The organism is Granulosicoccus sp. 3-233 (assembly GCF_052681095.1).
In genome coordinates this window covers 257,096-274,948 of sequence record NZ_JBQYLE010000002.1, presented here as the reverse complement: position 1 = coordinate 274,948, position 17,853 = coordinate 257,096, and the positions used below count along the sequence as shown (strand labels likewise).

Annotated in this window: 11 protein-coding genes; 4 read left to right on the top strand and 7 right to left on the bottom strand. The window is 58.1% G+C overall.

The genetic code is table 11. The features are described from left to right. Positions 1-45: 45 nt before the first annotated feature. The 5 genes from rimP to ACUNV4_RS06155 all read right to left on the bottom strand — a co-directional run bounded on the left by rimP (position 46) and on the right by ACUNV4_RS06155 (position 9,126). Positions 46-504: a ribosome maturation factor RimP gene (rimP, locus tag ACUNV4_RS06175; protein WP_430877628.1), complete on the bottom strand. Its 459-nt coding sequence runs from the start codon at positions 502-504 to the stop codon at positions 46-48. A gap of 328 nt (positions 505-832) precedes the next feature. Continuing rightward, the gene (locus ACUNV4_RS06170; protein WP_430877627.1) at positions 833-2,842 is read right to left on the bottom strand and encodes an acetyl/propionyl/methylcrotonyl-CoA carboxylase subunit alpha; all 2,010 of its coding nucleotides are present in this window, start codon (positions 2,840-2,842) and stop codon (positions 833-835) included. A gap of 6 nt (positions 2,843-2,848) precedes the next feature. After that, complete coding sequence (locus tag ACUNV4_RS06165) at positions 2,849-4,456, bottom strand: carboxyl transferase domain-containing protein (RefSeq protein ID WP_430878293.1); 1,608 nt, start codon at positions 4,454-4,456, stop codon at positions 2,849-2,851. Beyond that, positions 4,450-5,613 carry an isovaleryl-CoA dehydrogenase gene (locus tag ACUNV4_RS06160; protein ID WP_430877626.1) on the bottom strand — a complete coding sequence of 388 codons (1,164 nt, stop codon included), beginning with the start codon at positions 5,611-5,613 and terminating at the stop codon, positions 4,450-4,452. The genes ACUNV4_RS06165 and ACUNV4_RS06160 overlap by 7 nt, the downstream gene beginning before the upstream one ends. 30 nt (positions 5,614-5,643) lie before the next feature. Next, positions 5,644-9,126 (bottom strand): indolepyruvate ferredoxin oxidoreductase family protein, encoded by a 3,483-nt coding sequence (locus ACUNV4_RS06155; protein ID WP_430877625.1) that lies wholly within the window; start codon positions 9,124-9,126, stop codon positions 5,644-5,646. A gap of 139 nt (positions 9,127-9,265) precedes the next feature. On the opposite strand from ACUNV4_RS06155, the gene ACUNV4_RS06150 reads away from it, so the two are divergent. Both ACUNV4_RS06150 and ACUNV4_RS06145 read left to right on the top strand, forming a co-directional pair. After that, a complete protein-coding gene (locus ACUNV4_RS06150) occupies positions 9,266-9,721 on the top strand; it encodes an Lrp/AsnC family transcriptional regulator (protein WP_430877624.1) in 456 nt (151 codons plus the stop codon). A 115-nt stretch (positions 9,722-9,836) separates the two neighbouring features. Continuing rightward, the gene (locus ACUNV4_RS06145) at positions 9,837-10,199 is read left to right on the top strand and encodes a putative quinol monooxygenase (protein WP_430877623.1); all 363 of its coding nucleotides are present in this window, start codon (positions 9,837-9,839) and stop codon (positions 10,197-10,199) included. Between the two features lie 76 nt (positions 10,200-10,275). Here the strand turns inward: ACUNV4_RS06145 and ACUNV4_RS06140 are convergent, their stop codons facing one another. Then, the gene (locus tag ACUNV4_RS06140; RefSeq protein ID WP_430877622.1) at positions 10,276-14,286 is read right to left on the bottom strand and encodes a CHASE domain-containing protein; all 4,011 of its coding nucleotides are present in this window, start codon (positions 14,284-14,286) and stop codon (positions 10,276-10,278) included. Positions 14,287-14,704: 418 nt separating this feature from the next. Here ACUNV4_RS06140 and ACUNV4_RS06135 point away from each other — a divergent pair, with 418 nt between their 5' ends. Continuing rightward, positions 14,705-15,130, top strand: a complete 426-nt coding sequence (locus ACUNV4_RS06135; RefSeq protein WP_430877621.1) for a response regulator — start codon at positions 14,705-14,707, stop codon at positions 15,128-15,130. A gap of 78 nt (positions 15,131-15,208) precedes the next feature. Here the strand turns inward: ACUNV4_RS06135 and ACUNV4_RS06130 are convergent, their stop codons facing one another. Next, positions 15,209-16,096 carry an alpha/beta hydrolase gene (locus ACUNV4_RS06130; protein WP_430877620.1) on the bottom strand — a complete coding sequence of 296 codons (888 nt, stop codon included), beginning with the start codon at positions 16,094-16,096 and terminating at the stop codon, positions 15,209-15,211. Between the two features lie 239 nt (positions 16,097-16,335). On the opposite strand from ACUNV4_RS06130, the gene ACUNV4_RS06125 reads away from it, so the two are divergent. Further along, the gene (locus ACUNV4_RS06125) at positions 16,336-17,751 is read left to right on the top strand and encodes a methyl-accepting chemotaxis protein (protein WP_430877619.1); all 1,416 of its coding nucleotides are present in this window, start codon (positions 16,336-16,338) and stop codon (positions 17,749-17,751) included. Positions 17,752-17,853: the final 102 nt, after the last annotated feature.

The following is a 17,853-nucleotide window of genomic DNA, read 5'->3' as shown; positions in this document are numbered from 1 at the left end:
ACGTTCGTGCCAGCTTTTGGAAAGCCCTGTTCACAGCCGGACTCATCATGTCAAACGCCCGATGATGTGAGCCTGCTCGACATCGGAGATGGTGAGATCATAGTCGATGCCATCGACTTCGACCGTTGCCACACCCTCCTGAACAGCTACCAGCGCCCCCTTGAAGTTGCGTCTACCACCGACGCCATCGGACAGCCGCACCTTGACGGTCTCACCGATCTGCGCAGCGAAATGCGCCTCGGTGAACAATGGACGATCGATTCCGGGGGAAGAAACTTCCAGTAGATAGGCACTCTTGATGGTATCTTCAACATCCAGAACCGCATTCAGCTGACGGCTGACCGCCGCACAGTCTTCCATGACAATGCCTTCTGGCTTGTCGATGTAGACACGCAAGGTCACACCATTTTCCGCCTGCCCGAATTCAGCGCCCACAAGCTCGTACCCGAGCCCGGTAACGACCGGTTCGACCACTTCAACTACTTGTGTACTGGCTCGTTGCATGCCTGAAGATTCCGCCTGAACTGTGAATACTGACCAATGAAAAAGGCTCCCTGGGGAGCCTCTATGTAAACCTGTTAGATGACTGACTCGGCAGGCAAACAGCCCCTGCCGGCTTGAGTAACGCTACTAGTGGTCAATGCCGAGGCATTCACGCAGGGAGTTCGTTACCAGCAATTGTCGGAATCATACCATCACAGCGTGATCATCGCCACTGTTCTGCCAAGACTCCTCACTCCGCCAGTGCTGCAAGGGTGATGCCTGACCGGCCATGCGCCAGCCTGCGCAACACCCTGCGACCAATGACGGTTTGTCGACTACCCGTCTGGTGTCATGTTCCGGTACTCTCCTCCTCGGCGACCAGTCGCAACAGCTCCTGCCCTTGCGCAATCTGGTCCTCGGCACGAACCGCAATCGACTCGATCACGCCGTCGCGTTCGCAGGCCAGTTCCTGCTCCATCTTCATGGCCTCCACCACAATCAATGACTGTCCGGCAAGTACGCGATCACCTGCCGAACAATTGACGGCCACTACCCGTCCCGGCATGGGCGAGACAATCGCATCACTGGCCGGGCCCACCGCTGCATCTGCACCTGCCTGCGGTATCCGGAATTCAGCCGATGTGCCTCCCAGCTGCAGCGACAGGCGATCTGTCACGCGCCAGGCATGCACACAGACGCTTCGGCCATCCACACTCACGCGATCGGGACTGAGCGCCTGTACGCAAATTCCGCTGGAGGGAAATTCTTCCAGATTCGGAAATCGAACCTGCCAGCCAGCGGAATGCCCCTGTGACGGCAGTGCCTGCAATTCGGCTGTTTGCAGGCTCTCATCGAGCAGTAGCCGAATGCGCCGCCGCGCCCCACCCCACAACTGCCAGGGCCCCAGTCGCTGCGCGACACTGTCGGCGTCCTCTGTCAGGCCGATCCATGGCACGGCCATCTCGACGGCAGCCACTGCCAATGCGTGCATCTGTCCTTCGCTGTGCAACAACGCATCAAGCTCGGTGTCGATGAAAGATGTGTCGAAGCGACCGCTGCGCACCTGCTCGTGACTGACCAGCTTCCACAGGAATTCGCGGTTGGTGATGGTACCGAGTACCACCGTGTCCGCCAGCTGTTGTGCCAGCTGCCCGAAGGCTGCTTGCCGATCAGCAGCGTGGCTGATCAGTTTTGCCAGCAAGGGGTCGTAATAAGGCAGAACCGAATCGCCTTCCTCGACACCACTGTCCACCCTGCCGGTTTCCGCCGGACGAAACCGGTGCAAGGTACCCGTCGCCGGCAGGAAGCCACTGGCCGGGTTCTCTGCATACAGACGAGCCTCGACGCTGTGTCCGCTGATCTGCAGCTCCGACTGAGTCATCGGCAAGAGCTCTCCTGCGGCCACTCTCAGCTGCCATTCAACAAGGTCGACCCCCGTGATGGCCTCGGTAACCGGATGCTCCACCTGCAGGCGCGTGTTCATTTCCATGAACCAGAAACCGTCGGTCTGCAAACCTTGACTGCCATCGACTATGAACTCGATGGTGCCGGCTCCGCGATAGTCGATGGCACGCGCCGCCCGCACGGCCGCATCGGTCATGGCCGATCTGACCTCTTCGGTCATCCCCGGCGCCGGTGCCTCTTCAATGACTTTCTGGTGACGCCTCTGCAGGGAACAGTCCCGCTCGAACAGATGCACGACATTCCCGTGCGAATCACCAAACACCTGCACCTCGATATGCCTGGGTGCGGCCACATATTTTTCGATGAGCACATGGGCATCACCGAAGCTGGCAGTGGATTCACGCTGTGCTGCAGCCAGGGCGGCATCGAATTCCTCGGCAGAATCCACTCGCCGCATGCCCTTGCCACCGCCACCGGCTCGCGCCTTGATCAATACCGGATAGCCGATTGCCAGCGCCTCGCGACGCAGCAAATCGGGCTCCTGCGATTCTCCGTGATAACCGGGTACCACCGGCACACCCGCCTCCTGCATCAGCCGCTTGGCGGCATCCTTCAAGCCCATCGCCCGCATGGCCTGACTGTCAGGGCCCACGAACACGATACCCGCTGTCTCACAGGCATCCACGAAACGGGGGTTCTCCGACAGGAAACCATAACCGGGGTGAATGGCATCGGCTCCGGTTGCGCGCGCCGCCTCGATGATACGATCGATGTCCAGATAGCTGCTGGCCGCCGCGGCCTCGCCGATGCAGACAGCAGTATCGGCCTGCAGTACATGCCGGGCATTGACGTCGACATCCGAATACACCGCAATGGTGCGCAAGCCGCAGCGTCTGGCAGTACGAATGATGCGACAGGCGATTTCGCCCCTGTTGGCGATGAGTAGAGATTGCATGACAGTCTACATCCTGAATACGCCGAAGCGCGTTTCGGGTATGGGAGCATTGAGACTGATGGACAGGCTCAAACCCAGTACATCGCGGGTATCGCGTGGATCGATGACACCATCGTCCCACAATCGGGAAGAGGCATAGAGTGGCCGGGACTGTGCGTCGAACTGCTCGACGAACGGTCGCCGGAACGCTTCTCGCTCGGCCTCGCCGAAGGGTTGACCCTGTCTGACGATACCGGCTTCACGCACACTGGCCAGCACGTCCGCCGCCTGTTCACCGCCCATGACACTGATGCGGGCGTTTGGCCACATCCACAGGAATCGCGGGTCGTAGGCACGACCACACATCCCGTAGTTACCGGCGCCATAGGACCCCCCGATGATGACCGTCATCTTGGGCACCGCAGCGTTGCTCACCGCCATGACCAGCTTGGCACCATCCTTGGCGATCCCGCCGGCCTCGGCAGCCTGACCGACCATGAAGCCGGTGATATTCTGCAGAAAGATCAACGGAATCCTGCGCTGGCAACACAGCTCGACAAAATGCGCCCCCTTCAGTGCACTGTCAGAGAACAGCACGCCGTTGTTGGCCAGAATACCGACGGGCATGCCGTGCAGATGGGCAAAGCCCGTCACCAGGGAACTGCCGTAGCGTGGTTTGAAGGCATCGAACTCCGACCCATCAACCAGTCGGGCAATCACCTCATGTACACCGAAGGCCTTGCGTGAATCGACCGGCACAATGCCCAGCAATTCCTGCTTGTCATAGACGGGCTCCATGACGGGCCTCAGCCGCACGGTTGTCGGCTTGAGCTGATTCAGTGAGGCAATGCAGTCACGAGCCAGTTGCAGCGCGTGATGGTCATCATCGGCCAGGTGATCCGCAACCCCGGACAGGCGTGTGTGTGTATCACCGCCACCGAGTTCCTCGGCACTGACCACCTCTCCAGTGGCCGCCTTGACCAGCGGTGGACCGGCCAGAAAGATGGTGCCCTGCTCACGCACGATGATGGTCTGATCCGACATCGCAGGCACATAGGCACCACCGGCCGTACAGGAGCCCATCACCACGGCAATCTGTGCAATACCCTTGGCCGACATGGATGCCTGGTTGAAGAAGATACGGCCGAAATGTTCCCTGTCGGGAAACACCTCATCCTGATTGGGAAGATTGGCACCGCCACTGTCCACCAGATAGATGCAGGGCAAGTGGTTCTGCTCGGCAATTGCCTGAGCCCGCAGATGCTTCTTCACGGTCAAGGGGTAATAGGTTCCCCCCTTCACGGTTGCATCATTGCAGATGATCATGCAATCCTGCCCACAGACAGGTGCCACCCCTGCAATGACACCGGCGCTGGGTACTTCATCATCATAATGCCCAATGGCGGCAAACAGACCGATTTCCAGAAAGGCCGACCCCGGGTCGATCAGAGCGGCGATGCGATCTCTGGGCAGCAACTTGCCGCGGGCGACATGGCGTTCGCGGGCACGCTCGTTACCTCCCAGGCTGACTCTGCTGGCCAGCGCATCGATGTCGGCAACCGCTTGCAGCAGGCCCTCCCGGTTCTGCCGATAGTCGTCACTGTGAACATCCAGTCGGGATTCGAGTTTCACGATGTCTCCCGGAACAGTTCACGACCAATCAGCATACGGCGAATTTCACTGGTACCCGCACCGATCTCATACAGCTTGGCGTCACGCAGCAGACGCCCCGTCGGATAGTCGTTGATATAGCCATTGCCGCCCAGCGTCTGGATGGCCTCCAACGCACACCAGGTGGCCTTCTCCGCAGAGTACAGAATGCAACCGGCAGCATCCTTGCGCGTGGTTTCTCCACGATCACAGGCCGCTGCCACCGCGTACACATAGGCGCGACAGGCGCTGCTGGTGGAATACATGTCTGCCAGCTTGGCCTGCATCAATTGAAATTCGCCAATCGACTGACCGAATTGCCTGCGTTCATGCACATAGGGCATCACCACATCCAGACAGGCCGCCATGATGCCAAGCGGTCCGGCAGCGAGTACCACACGCTCGTAGTCCAGACCCGACATCAGTACATTGACCCCCTTGCCCACGCCGCCCAGCACATTGGCGGCAGGCACTCGGCAGTCCTCGAACACCAGTTCGCAGGTGTTGGAGCCGCGCATGCCCAGTTTGTCGAGCTTCTGTGCCGTGGAGAAACCGGGCATGCCCCGCTCGATCAGAAACGCCGTGATGCCACGCGCCTCGGCATCAGGGTCGGTCTTGGCATAAACCACCAGTGTTCCGGCATCCGGTCCGTTGGTGATCCACATCTTGTTGCCATTGAGAACATAGTCATCACCATCGGGCCTGGCAGACAACTTCATGGAGACGACATCCGAGCCGGACCCGGGCTCGGACATGGCCAGTGCGCCCACCACCTTTCCGGCGATCAGATCGGGCAGATAGCGAGCTTTCTGTTCTGCCGTACCATTGCGGTTGATCTGGTTGATGCACAGGTTCGAATGTGCACCATAGGACAGCCCTACCGATGCGCTGGCGCGACTGATTTCCTCGATGGCCACGCAATGAGCCACATAGCCCATGCCGGCCCCACCATCACTCTCCGGCACCGTGATGCCATGCAGCCCCAGTTCGCCCATGGCTTCCCACAGATCCTGCGGGAACTCATTGTCACGATCGATCCCTGCGGCGCGGGGAGCAATCTCCTCACGCGCAAACCGGGCAACCATCTCCCGCAAGGCATCGATTTCCTCGCCCAGTGAAAAACGCATACCGCTCTCGAACATGTTCTCGATCCTCCAGGTAATCAGCTGTCATCAGGCCGCGCGGGGTTGCGCGGCCTGTTCCTCGGATGTGAATTTCAACAAGGCCGTCTCGCGTATGGACTCGGCCTTGTGCATGGCTTCCTGCTTGACGACCCCGTAGCCGCGTATGGATGAAGGGACACTGAGCAACAGCATGGCGCGCTCGACATTACTGCCGTCCAGCCGCTGCAGTACAAGATCCATGTCCTCCTCATAACGTCTTATCCACTCCCGTTCCAGGCGACGCTCCTCGGTTCGTCCGAAGATGTCCATCTTAGTCCCACGAAAGCGTTTTCCCTTCTGCAGCAGATTCAGCACGGACAGGATCCAGGGGCCGAATGCACGCTTGCGAGGTCGGCCATCCACCGGCTTGCCACCCAGAACCGGTGGCGCCAGATGCAGGCGTATCGTGTAATCCCCTTCGAAGGTATCTTCAAGCTGTTCACGAAACGACGGCAGGGAATACAGACGTGCCACCTCGTACTCATCCTTGTAGGCCAGCAGACGAGCGTATTCGGTGGCAACCATGCGTGGCAGCCTCTCCTCCACACCCAATTCTTCGCAGCGTTGACGAAATCGATTGACCCGCTCTTCATAGCGCTGCGCCAGTTCCGCATCCTGATAGTCTGTCAGATGCCGCATGCGCTGGGCAACAAGCCCGTCCAGAGTGACCACTTCACGCAGCTCTTCGCTGTGTGTCGACTCCGCCTCCTGACCGACCTTCCCGCTGAACAGGGAGGGTTCCAGCGCCAGGCGACGTCCCCAGTGAAAGGCCGCGCGGTTTGCCTTCACGGCAACCCCGTTGAGTTCGATGGCCTTGTCCAGCGCCTCGAAACCGATAGGCACAAGCCCGCTCTGCCAGGCATAGCCGAGCATCATGATATTCGTGGCTATGGCATCGCCGATTCGTTCTTCCGCAGCCGCACCGAAGCGATGAAAATGCACGCTGGATTTCGAATCCCTGGCCACCCGCGATTCCACTTCGCTGTACTTGAAATCGATGTCCCCATGTTTCACGAAACTGGCAACCGGAGCCGTGGAGGTGTTCAGCACGGTGGCCGTGCGCTCCGGATTGCACAAGACGATGCCATCCTTGGATGCCGCGACCACCGCATCGGCGGCTATCAGAAGATCTGCGCCTCCGGCCACGATATGCGGACTGGTGACCATGGACGGTTTCCTGGCCAGGCGTACATGACTCAGCACGGCACCGCCCTTCTGCGCCAGTCCTGCCATATCCAGAATCATCGAGGCATTGCCATCAATATGTGCCGCCATTCCCAGCAAGGCACCTATCGTCAGCACACCGGTCCCCCCCACTCCCGTCACCGCGATATTCCATGGCGTATCGGACATCGCCGGAACACTCGGCAAGGGCAGCTCCGGGGCAGGCGTGTCCTCCTGCACTTTCGTCTTCTTGCGAAGCTGACCGCCTTCAACCGATACAAAGGACGGACAGAACCCTTTCAGGCAGGAAAAGTCCTTGTTGCACGACGACTGGTTGATCCGACGCTTGCGGCCCATGGCCGTTTCCAGCGGTTCGATGGATACGCAGTTGGACTGCTCCGAACAGTCACCACAGCCTTCGCAGACATCGCTGTTGATCACCACGCGCCGCGCCGGGTCTACCATCAGGCCGCGTTTGCGTCGCCGGCGTTTTTCGGCTGCACAGGTCTGCGCAAAGACAATGGCATTACAGCCCGGCAGCTCGCGCAGGGTCCTCTGTACGGCGTCCATCTCGTCACGGTGCCTTATCAAAGTGCCGGGCGGCAGCTCGCCGGCCGAAAACTGCTCAGGATCATCGCTGACCACATAGATCGGGGAGACGCCTTCGGCGTGCAGCTGCTGGGCGATCAATTGCGCGGATAGCTCGCCATCGACGGTCTGACCGCCGGTCATGGCAACAGCATCGTTGTAGAGAATCTTGTAGGTGATGTTCACACCAGCGGCCTGCGATGCCCGTATCGCCAGCAGCCCGGAGTGAAAATACGTACCGTCGCCAAGATTGACGAACCGATGTCGCTCGTTGGTGTAATGGCTGATGCTGGTCCAGGGCACGCCTTCACCGCCCATCTGTGTGAACGTGTCGGTGTCCCTGTCCATCCACTGCACCATGTAATGACAACCGATGCCGGCCATGGCACGGGATCCCTCGGGTACCTTGGTGGAGGTATTGTGCGGACAGCCCGAACAGAACCAGGGTTGTCGTTCGATCGGTGCCACATGGGCAGCGCGTTCATCGGCACGACGCTGCAGATAGGCAAGACGTTCCTCGATACGCCTCTTCAACGACTCATCCAGTGGCAGACGCAACACCCGGTTGGCAATGGCACGCGCCACTCTTGACGTACTCAAGGCCACCGACAAGGGCAGGAAATGTCGATCCTGCTCATCGAACTTGCCAACGATGCGAGGACGGACATCGGCACGCCAGTTGAACAGCTGCTGCTTGATCTGGTTTTCGATGATCTCGCGCCGTTCCTCGATGATCAATACCTCCTCCAGACCTTCGGAGAATTCACGAATGCCAGTCGGCTCCAGTGGCCATGGCATACGCACCTTGTACAGTCGCAGGCCGATATCCCGGGCAGCCGCCTCATCGATGCCAAGCTCGGTAAGCGCCTGTCGCACATCCTCGAATGCCTTGCCGGTGGCCACGATTCCGAAACGGGCGTCAGGGCTGTCCATGACCACCTGGTCGATCTTGTTGGCTCGGGCAAAGGCCAGCGCTGCATACGCCTTGTGCTCCTGCAAGCGATCATCCTGAATCAGTGGTGGGTCCGGCCAGCGGATATTCAGTCCGCCGGCTGGCATCTCGAAGTCTTCCGGAATCACGAACGGCTTGCGCTCTTCCCCCAGCGACACCACCGCGCTGGTTTCCACCGTATCCGAAATGACCTTGTAGCCGACCCAGCAACCGGAATAGCGTGACATGGCTATGCCGAACAGGCCGACTTCGATGAATTCATGTATCGACGAGGGATACAGCACGGGCATGACCGCCGCCATGAAGGCATGATCTGACTGATGGGGCAAGGTGGACGACTTGGCCGAATGGTCATCACCCGCCAGACAGAGCACTCCACCATGGGCCGAAGAACCGGCGGCATTGCCGTGCTTGAACACATCGCCACATCGGTCCACACCGGGCCCCTTGCCGTACCAGTAGCCAACAACGCCATCGCGATTTGCCTGACGTGACAAGGGGACCTGCTGCGTCCCCCAGATGGCAGTGGCAGCCATGTCCTCGTTGATGCCCGGCTGGAACCTGACATCCAGGGCCTCCAGATGGGACTTCGCGCGTTCCAGCTGCTGATCATAGGCACCCAATGGGGAGCCTCGATAGCCGGTCACGAATGCTGCCGTATTCAGCCCCTCGGCACGATCGCGTCGCATCTGGGCCATTGGCAATCTGACCAGCGCCTGCGTACCGGTCATGAAGACGCTGCCGGTCTCCGCCGTGTACTTGTCCTCAAGGTTGTGTGATTTGCCCATGATCCTCTCCAAACTTGTATTGACGCCAGTCTGCACCCAAATCGGCAGACAAGGCCATGCGATTTTCATCGCCAACGAGTGCTATTATGTTATTTCATCCTAATAACTGCGATATTGCAGAAACATTTATCCTAATGTCATGCCAGACGCGACCGATCTGAAACTGCTGAGAGCCCTGCAAGCCGATCCCACACTGAGCGTCGCCGAGCTGGGCGAGCGCATCGGTTTGAGTCATACGCCCTGCTGGCGCCGCCTCAAACGCCTTGAAGCCGACGGGCTGATCAAGGGACGCCATGTGGTGCTGAACGCCGAGGCACTCGGTTTTCCCATTACCGTTTTCTGCTTCATTCGCCTCAAGCAGCATGACAGAGCCAGCATGGATACCTTCGAGGAAAGTGCTCGTGTACATCCCAATATCGTGCAGTGCTATACCATGTCGGGCGAACAGGACTACCTGCTCAGGGTAGTGGCACCATCCATCAAGGCTTACGAGAGGCTGCTGAAGAACGACTTGCTGAGTCTGCCCGGAGTTGGCCAGATGAATTCCTCCTTCGCGATGAGTGAAATCAAGAATACGCTGGACCTGCCAATCTGAACAGCAAGCCACGGTATTTTCCCGTATGGGCTGAAAAGCCAATTGACCTCGACCACGGTTCACTGTCCAATTTCCCTGCTTGCACCTGCATCAACCACCAAGAGGAGAAAAACACATGGCACTTGAAGATACCGTCTGCTCGCTCGTTCCCTATTTCACTGTCCAGGAAGGCAAGATGGACGAATTCCGGCGTCTCGGCGAACAGATGGTGGAACGCACCCGGGATGAGTCCGAGGTCATCAACTATGGTTTCAGCTTCAACGGACGACGTGCTCATTGTCGTGAGTCCTACACCAGTGCGGCGGGAATTCTCGCCCACCTGGGCAATGTCGACAGCCTGCTGCAGGAAGCGCTGAAGATCGCGAGTCTGGACATACTGGAGATTCACGGTCCTGCCGATCAACTGGCGGAATTGCAAGAGCCACTGAAAAGCCTGAACCCTGCCTATTTCACCATGGACATCGGCTTTCGCCGATAGGCGGTTGTTCCCCGGCATCACCGGGGATGGTTCTTGCAAGGCAAGGATCATCCCTGACCTGTAGCACCGGCGCGTATCAGGCTGCGGAATCGATGAATTCACCGATCACAGTCGTTGCTCGGTCGATCGCCGACTCCAGTCTGTCCGCATCGTCAGCATTGAGCGGGTTGACCGCATCATTGCAGGCAATCTGCAGCTTTCCGCACAACTTCCACACTTCCAGCGAACCGACAGACAAAGAGCCCGACTTGAGCTGGTGAGCCAGCTGATCCACCGACTGCCAGTCTCCCTGACGCAGCGAACTGGCGAGGCGCGCACCCACGTTCCGCAGTGAGGCAATGTACTCCTGCAGGCATTCTGCAATGACCTCTGTATCATCACCCAGCAACGATACCAGCGCACCGGGGTCGAACACCGGTACCTCATCGGAATCCGCTTGCAATACCTCATGTGCGACGCGATTTTCAGGCTCCTCGATGGCAGTCATGCCATCGATGTCCATCACTGTTGACTCATCCTCTTCGGGCGCACCAGGCTCGCCCCCTGGCAGGACTTGAACAGGGCCTGGCTGAATGAAGCGGTCAAGCGACTCATGCAACAAGGACAATTTCACCGGCTTGGTCAGATAATGATCAACGCCTGCCTGCTCGGCACGTCGCGCTTCGCCATTGAGCGCATTGGCTGTGAGCGCCAGAACCGGCGTTCTGGCTCTCCCCTGCTCGGCCTCTTCCGTTCGGATACAGCGAGCCAGCGAATACCCGTCCATGATCGGCATGTGCAGATCGGTACAGACAAGACCGTAATGACGCTCACGCCACAAATCGAGCGCTTCCGCTCCATTGTCAACAAACTCCGCGGTATGACCCAGCAAGGTCAACTGCCGACGCAGCACCATTCGGTTTACCGGGTCGTCTTCGACAACCAGTATCAATCGACCGGCAGCCAGTGCAGCCTCGACGCTGAGACAGTCGACCTTGCGCGACTCCGGCTCGTCGATATCAGCCTGCAGGATTTCCGGCGATGCCCGGCCGACAGCAATCGTGACCGCTTCAAGCAGTGTGTCCCGTCGTAGTCCATCGTAGTCCACGACCACGGTTTCCAGCTCGACCTTGCCCTCACTGGTCAGCAGAGATGCCCGCCGTATGTCTACCCGGTGACGACATGAGTCACTCACCAGCAGGACGTGACGAATATCCGCCATTGAATCGGGCTCCACGTACAGACTGTCCGTGGCGCCCTTCATGCCCGAACGCAACAATGCCAGCGGTTCGTCGATGGTCGAGGCAATTGCCTTGATGTCGGGCAGGCTCCCTACCTGGTGAACGGTGGCGCCCGCGTATCGCAGATACTCCGCAAGGTCTTCGGCATCATACTCATCCGCTTGCATCACCAGGCAGGTGACGCCGTGCAGATCCTCATGTTGCAGTGTCAAGGTATCCTCTGACTGCTGCAATGGCAGCACTACCGTGAACGTCGACCCCTGACCCAATTCACTTTCCACGGAGATTTCGCCACCAAGCAGTCCCACAATGCGTTTGCATATGGTCAGCCCGAGCCCGGAACCACCGAATCGCCGGGTAGTGGATGATTCCGCCTGTACAAAGGAATCGAAAATGTTTTCCAGTGTATCGGCAGCAATACCCACGCCGTTGTCACTGATCGAAATCCTCACAGACAAGGGTTGATCAGGACACAACTCGACACACACCTTCACTCGCCCGATACGCTCACCCCGGCCACCACTGAACTTCACCGCATTGCCGACAAGGTTGTTCAGAATCTGTCGAATGCGAGTCGGATCGGCAATCACCTTGTCCGGTATGGCCGGATCAATGAATTGAGTCAGGATGACGTTGCCTTTTCTGGCCACCGGCACGGACGAACTGACCACACTCTCGACCAACTGCTCCAGCTGGACTTCGGTCTCTTCCATCTCGAAATGGCCGGCTTCGATCTTGGAGAAGTCCAGAATGTCGTCGATGATTCGCAGCAGCGAAAAGGCGGAGTCCTGCACCGTCTGCAACGAGCGCTTCTGCTCCTTGCTGGATGTTTCCGACATCAGTACTTCCACCATACCGACTACGCCGTTCATGGGAGTTCGTATTTCATGACTCATGGCGGCCAGAAACGAGGATTTCGCCCTGTTGGCCTCCTCTGCAGCGAGCCTGGCATTCTCCAGCTCTCTGTTGACTTCCTTCAGACTTCGGGTACGCTCCCTGACGCGACTCTCCAGCTCGTCATTCATGCGACTGATGCGATCCTGACTGATCTTCAATTGCGTGATATCTGCCGCGACGGTCAACACGATGTTGTCCGTCGTGCGGTTGGATGCGATGGCGAGCTTGCCGATGCTGAACCATCGCGGCTCACCATCCACATCATAGATTCTCTGTACCGAATCCGAGCGGACTTCGGTTTCAATCACCTCCAGGTTTTCCTTGAGCTCGTGACTGGCCAGAGGACCGATCTGCAATGGTTCACCGGTAAAAACCGTTTCTCCAGCCGCTATCAGTTGATCCGGTGTCACCCCGTAAAGACTCTCCGAATAGGCTCGATTGGCAAGCACGTACCGGCCGTTCCTGTCTCTGGCGCTGATCAGGTTCGGAATGTTGTCGATGACATCGCGCAGAAAGTCCTGTTGCCGCTTCAATCTCTCCAGAGCGTAGCGCTGTTCAGTGATATCGCGCATCGATACGACAGCCCCGGTCTTTTCTCCATCCCGGTCAGGCAAGGGGCCACCACTGGCAAGCACATAGCGACGCTCCTGCCCTCTGGCATCGATACAGAACTCCACGTCTCTGATGGACTCGCCCTTCATGGCACGACTCAGTGGACAGGACGACAGTGCCAGAGGTGTAATGCCGTCCGCCTCCAGAAACTGGAAGTAACTCGACCAGCGTTCCTTGGGAATGATGCGAAGATCACCCGAATGCCAGCCTCTGGCCGTCTTGTTGAAAATGGTGATGTTCATCTGCGCATCGCAGGAGACTACACTCTCGGCCAGATTCTCCAGCAGTACCAGATTGAGATCTTCCTGTTTGCGAAGTTCGGAGGTGCGCTGCAGCACTCTGTTACGCGCCGACAGCAGCATATAGGCGACGACCGCTGCCAGCGCACTGAGAAGAACACCTGTCGCCAGCAAGGCCCAGGGAAACGCCGAATCCTCGATCTGGGTAAAGGAAGGTGTGGACAGAAACTCAATGGACCATTGCCTGCCAGCGATCGTCAGGTATCGTGTTGTCGTGAACTGGGCTGGTTCACCACGGCGATCGATCGACAGATCCTTCTCACCGTCATAAAGCAGGGAGTTTTCCACGGACGGCGATTCGTCATAGATCCGGAAGCTGATGGTGGACAGGCCCTTCTGCAGAATGCCTTTCATCAGGTCATTGGCTCTGAACGGGCTGTAGACGAATCCGATCAGTTGCTCGCGCCGTGATTCCAGCGTCTGCGGAGAGCTTTGCGAGGAGTAGACCGGCAGATACAATAGAAACCCGGCCTGCTTGCGACTGGTGATTTCCTGCACGAGCTCCACTTTTCCCGATAAGGCAGGTTGACCCGTATCCCGGGCTCGGTCCATCGCGGCACGGCGTGTTTCATGAGAATACATGTCGTAGCCGAAGGCCTTGCGGTTGCGGATATCGAAGGGCTCCAGATACACCGCAGCCGTGTAGACATCACGCTCACCCTCAGGCGTTACCTGGTAATCCGGAAATCCTTCTGCCCTTGTTGCCGCCTCATGAGATGCCAGTTCCTCGGCACCGCCGATCCATCGACTGAACCCCACTCCCTGTATGCCCGGGAAATAGATGGGCAATGCCAGCTCGTTGACATAGTTTCGCCATTCGTCACGAGAGACGGCCACGGACCCGTTGAACAGACCTACCCCACCTCGCAGAACTTGCGCATAGGTGTCGAAGCGCGACTGAATCTGCTGGTTCAGGTAACCGGTTTCCAGTTCGAATCGAGCCAATGATCGCTGATCAAGCATGTCGCGTGACGTCTGCCAGCCCATGACCGACATGACCAGCAGCAGGACAAAGGCGCATAGCGGCACCAGTGATTGTCGAATGTTCAAACGGTCCATTTTACGTCCAGTGTCAGGTCCGGAACCGCGCCAGCGTCCATCCGCGCTGGCCACGACTTGCTTCTCGAGATGCACGTAGCTGCAGCACTAGCTGTGCCGAAATCAATCGGTGGTGCATCGTCAGATGTTTTCCTGATGCTGTCCATCAGCATGACAACGGCGGGGCAACGTCATGCCGCTTGCGACGAATATCGCGTTAACCGACCAATTTTCAATGATTTACATCCTGCCCGCCCTGACAGAAATAACGTCTTGCCGGGCTTCGTCACAATTTCTGCGATTGCATTAAGTAACAAGGTAAGAAAGCCCGACATATACAGGTAACTGCAAACCGACTACATCGAACACCAGGTCGGCATGACAATTGAGCTTTATCTACTTGCGGCTACTGCCGATATCTCACTCTCAGGAGAACATTATGTCCGAACTTGTAAAGGAGGGCTCGATGCGCAGACCCAGCATATGTCTGGTCGATGATGATGACATGATGCTATCGCTCTTCACGAGGGTGCTGAAACGTACGGGATGCGATGTCATCACTGCAAAGGGGCCAGACGCCGCCGCCGATGTTCTGGCCAGCACCCAGGTCGACGTGATGATCAGCGACCTGAGAATGCCGAACATCACCGACGGCGAACAGCTGCTGCGTCATGCTCAGAAGCGTTACCCGAGCCTGGCAGTCTGGATGATGTCCAGCGAGTTCTGCTCGGAGATGCGCGATCACCTGATGAAGGCTGGAGCGGCGCAGTGCATCGAGAAGCCGTTCAACGCCGACAACATAGGACACCTGATCGACCAGCTCGGCATCCCGAACCTGATGCGTGATCCGGCCGGGGTCAGGTAACGACCCCACTACTCTGCAGACCCGGCAATCGAGGGGCCAACCCCGTTGCCGGAGGCCGTCTGGCACCAGAGGATGCCCTCATTCGCCTGTGCCGGGATTTCGTCCTATTGGTCGACTGATGTAACGCGCCATGAAGGGAAGCGAATCCCGCAGGCCCTTGATCCATACGTGCCATTCATGGTCACCATCCATGACCCGGAATTCCACCTGACCCGGCTGATGCTCGAGCAGTGTATTGAACAGAACAGCCCCGTGATAGGCGATGTTGAACACATCATGATCGCCGGAGTTGATGTACATGGGGACAACCCGGTCCTGCTGTCGATAGGCTTCCAGATAATTGGTGTAGTTGAGTTTTTCCCACAGATCCGGATCGAACTGACCATCGTCGCCCTGGTAGGTTGCCACGCGATGAGCCGATGAGTTCATCGGGGGCAGCGGTACGTAGACTGCCGGACTCAAGGCGGAGGCCGCGGCAAACAGATCCGGCCGTTCCAGCGAAAAATTCACTGCACCATAGCCTCCGGCGGACAAACCTGCCACCAGGCGACCCTTGCGCTCCGCAATGACAGCCCAGGTCTGCTCGATATGCGGAAGCAGATCATCGAAGAACGCCGTACGAGCATTCTCGTTGTGGCCGTCTACCCACCAGGACAGGCTGCCCGGCATGACGACAACCATGGGGGGTATGTCACCTGCATCGATCAGGTTGTCCAGGGTCTGATGGACACGGCCATTGACAGCCCAGGTGTTCTCATCACCTCCGGATCCATGCAGCAGATACAACACCGGATAGTGCAGATCATCGTCGTCATAGCCATCGGGCAGGTAGATCGTGTATGCGTAATCGCGATCCAGGGTCGCCGAGTCGAAGCGATGTGCGGTGATCTCGCCAGCCACCGAATTCGTTACAGGCAGTTGCATCATCGCAACCAGAACCACGAACATGAAACGTCTTGCCAGCATGTCAGTCAGGTGCTCCTTGATGGGTAGAGGGAATCCGAACTTACTACTTTCCCGGCGTTTTATCCAACGCCCCGCGCACCGTGGACTGCTTCAAGAAATCGGAATCAATCATCGTCAGCGATTCATTCATCAGGCTGTCGGCACTCACATGGCTCAATTCCTGCGCTGAAAAAGAAGCCTGCGACCCAACGAATACCAGTCATGGACTGACTTCACCCACTGATGATGAAGGTCCCCCATTGAGTTCACAGAACCCGACCGAATGCCAGACAGGTGAAGAAATCGATGAATTCGCGGAATCCATCCTGTCTTCGGTGCAGGAACTCATTCTGGAAATTGCCGATATTGCCGGCAATGTCGACGAGGTTTTCAATCGCATCAATAGCCAGACCGATTATCTGCTGGAACTGACAACCCTGGCAAAACAGCTGGCGGAGGCATCCCGGCAGATCGACCAGGCGGGCAAATGCGCGCAGCAGCAGACCCACGATATCGAATCTGCCAATCAGCATTCGGAAGTGAACGTCAAGGCCGCCACCCGGAGAATTTCCGAGCTGGTCAACGGCGTCAGCCTCATCGAGGATCGACTGGGCTCACTCAACGGCAGCCTCGATGGCGTCAAACAGGTATCGAACGACATACAGTCAGTCGCCAGGCTGACCAATCTGCTGGCATTGAATGCCACCATCGAAGCTGCCAGAGCCGGTGAGGCCGGCAAGGGATTTGCCGTGGTCGCCGGTGAGGTAAAACTGCTGGCCAGCCAGACTGCCAGTGCTGCCGGTGTCATCGACTCGACCATTTCCGATGTGTCCGGTAATGTCAGCGAATTGATCCAGACCGGCGGGAAAACCCGCGAAGTCGCCGACAGTGTGAACGACGGTGTCGGCGTCATCAACTCCACAGTCAGCAGTTTTTCCTCCATGGCCTCCAACATGCAGCTGGAGGTCACGCGCATCGCCGGTGCGGCCCGTGACTCTCTCGAACAATGTGAAACCATGCGTTCGAACATTGAAAAGGCCGCGGCAGAAATGCAGGATGCCAACAGTGCGCTGAAAGACGCCGACCGGCGGGTCAATCAGCTGTTGACCCGTGGCGAGAGACTCGTGGCGCATGTGGCCGGCAGCGGCCGTCATGTTCGTGACCATGAAATCATTGCCAGTGTACGCCGGAGCGCTGAATGTATCGGCAAGCTGTTCGAAGAGGCGGTATTCAACGGCGACATCAGCGAGGATGAGCTGTTCGACCAGGACTATCTGCCCGTGGCGGGCTCGAATCCGCAACAGTTCACGACTCGTTATGTCGCGCTGACAGATCGACTCCTCGGGCCGATACTGGAAGACATACTGGCGTCGAACAGCCGCATCGTGTTCTGCGCAGCTGTGGATGTCAATGGCTATCTGCCGACGCACAACCGAAAATTCTCGTTTGCACAGAAACCCGGACAAGTGGATTGGAACAACAGCCATTGTCGCAATCGGCGAATCTTCAATGATCGCACCGGCCTTGCCTGCGGACGCAACACGCAACCGTTTCTGCTGCAGACCTACCGGCGTGACATGGGTAACGGAGAACACGTACTGATGTATGACTGCTCGGCTCCGATATACGTGAAGGGTCGACACTGGGGTGGTTTTCGAACCGGATATACATCCTGAGGAAAAGGACAAGCGGCGCTGACGCACCGGCGACACGGCTCTGCTCAGCCAGGCATCTGGATGAATCCAGCTCGGATCATGTGCCCCGAGAGCGTGACACGG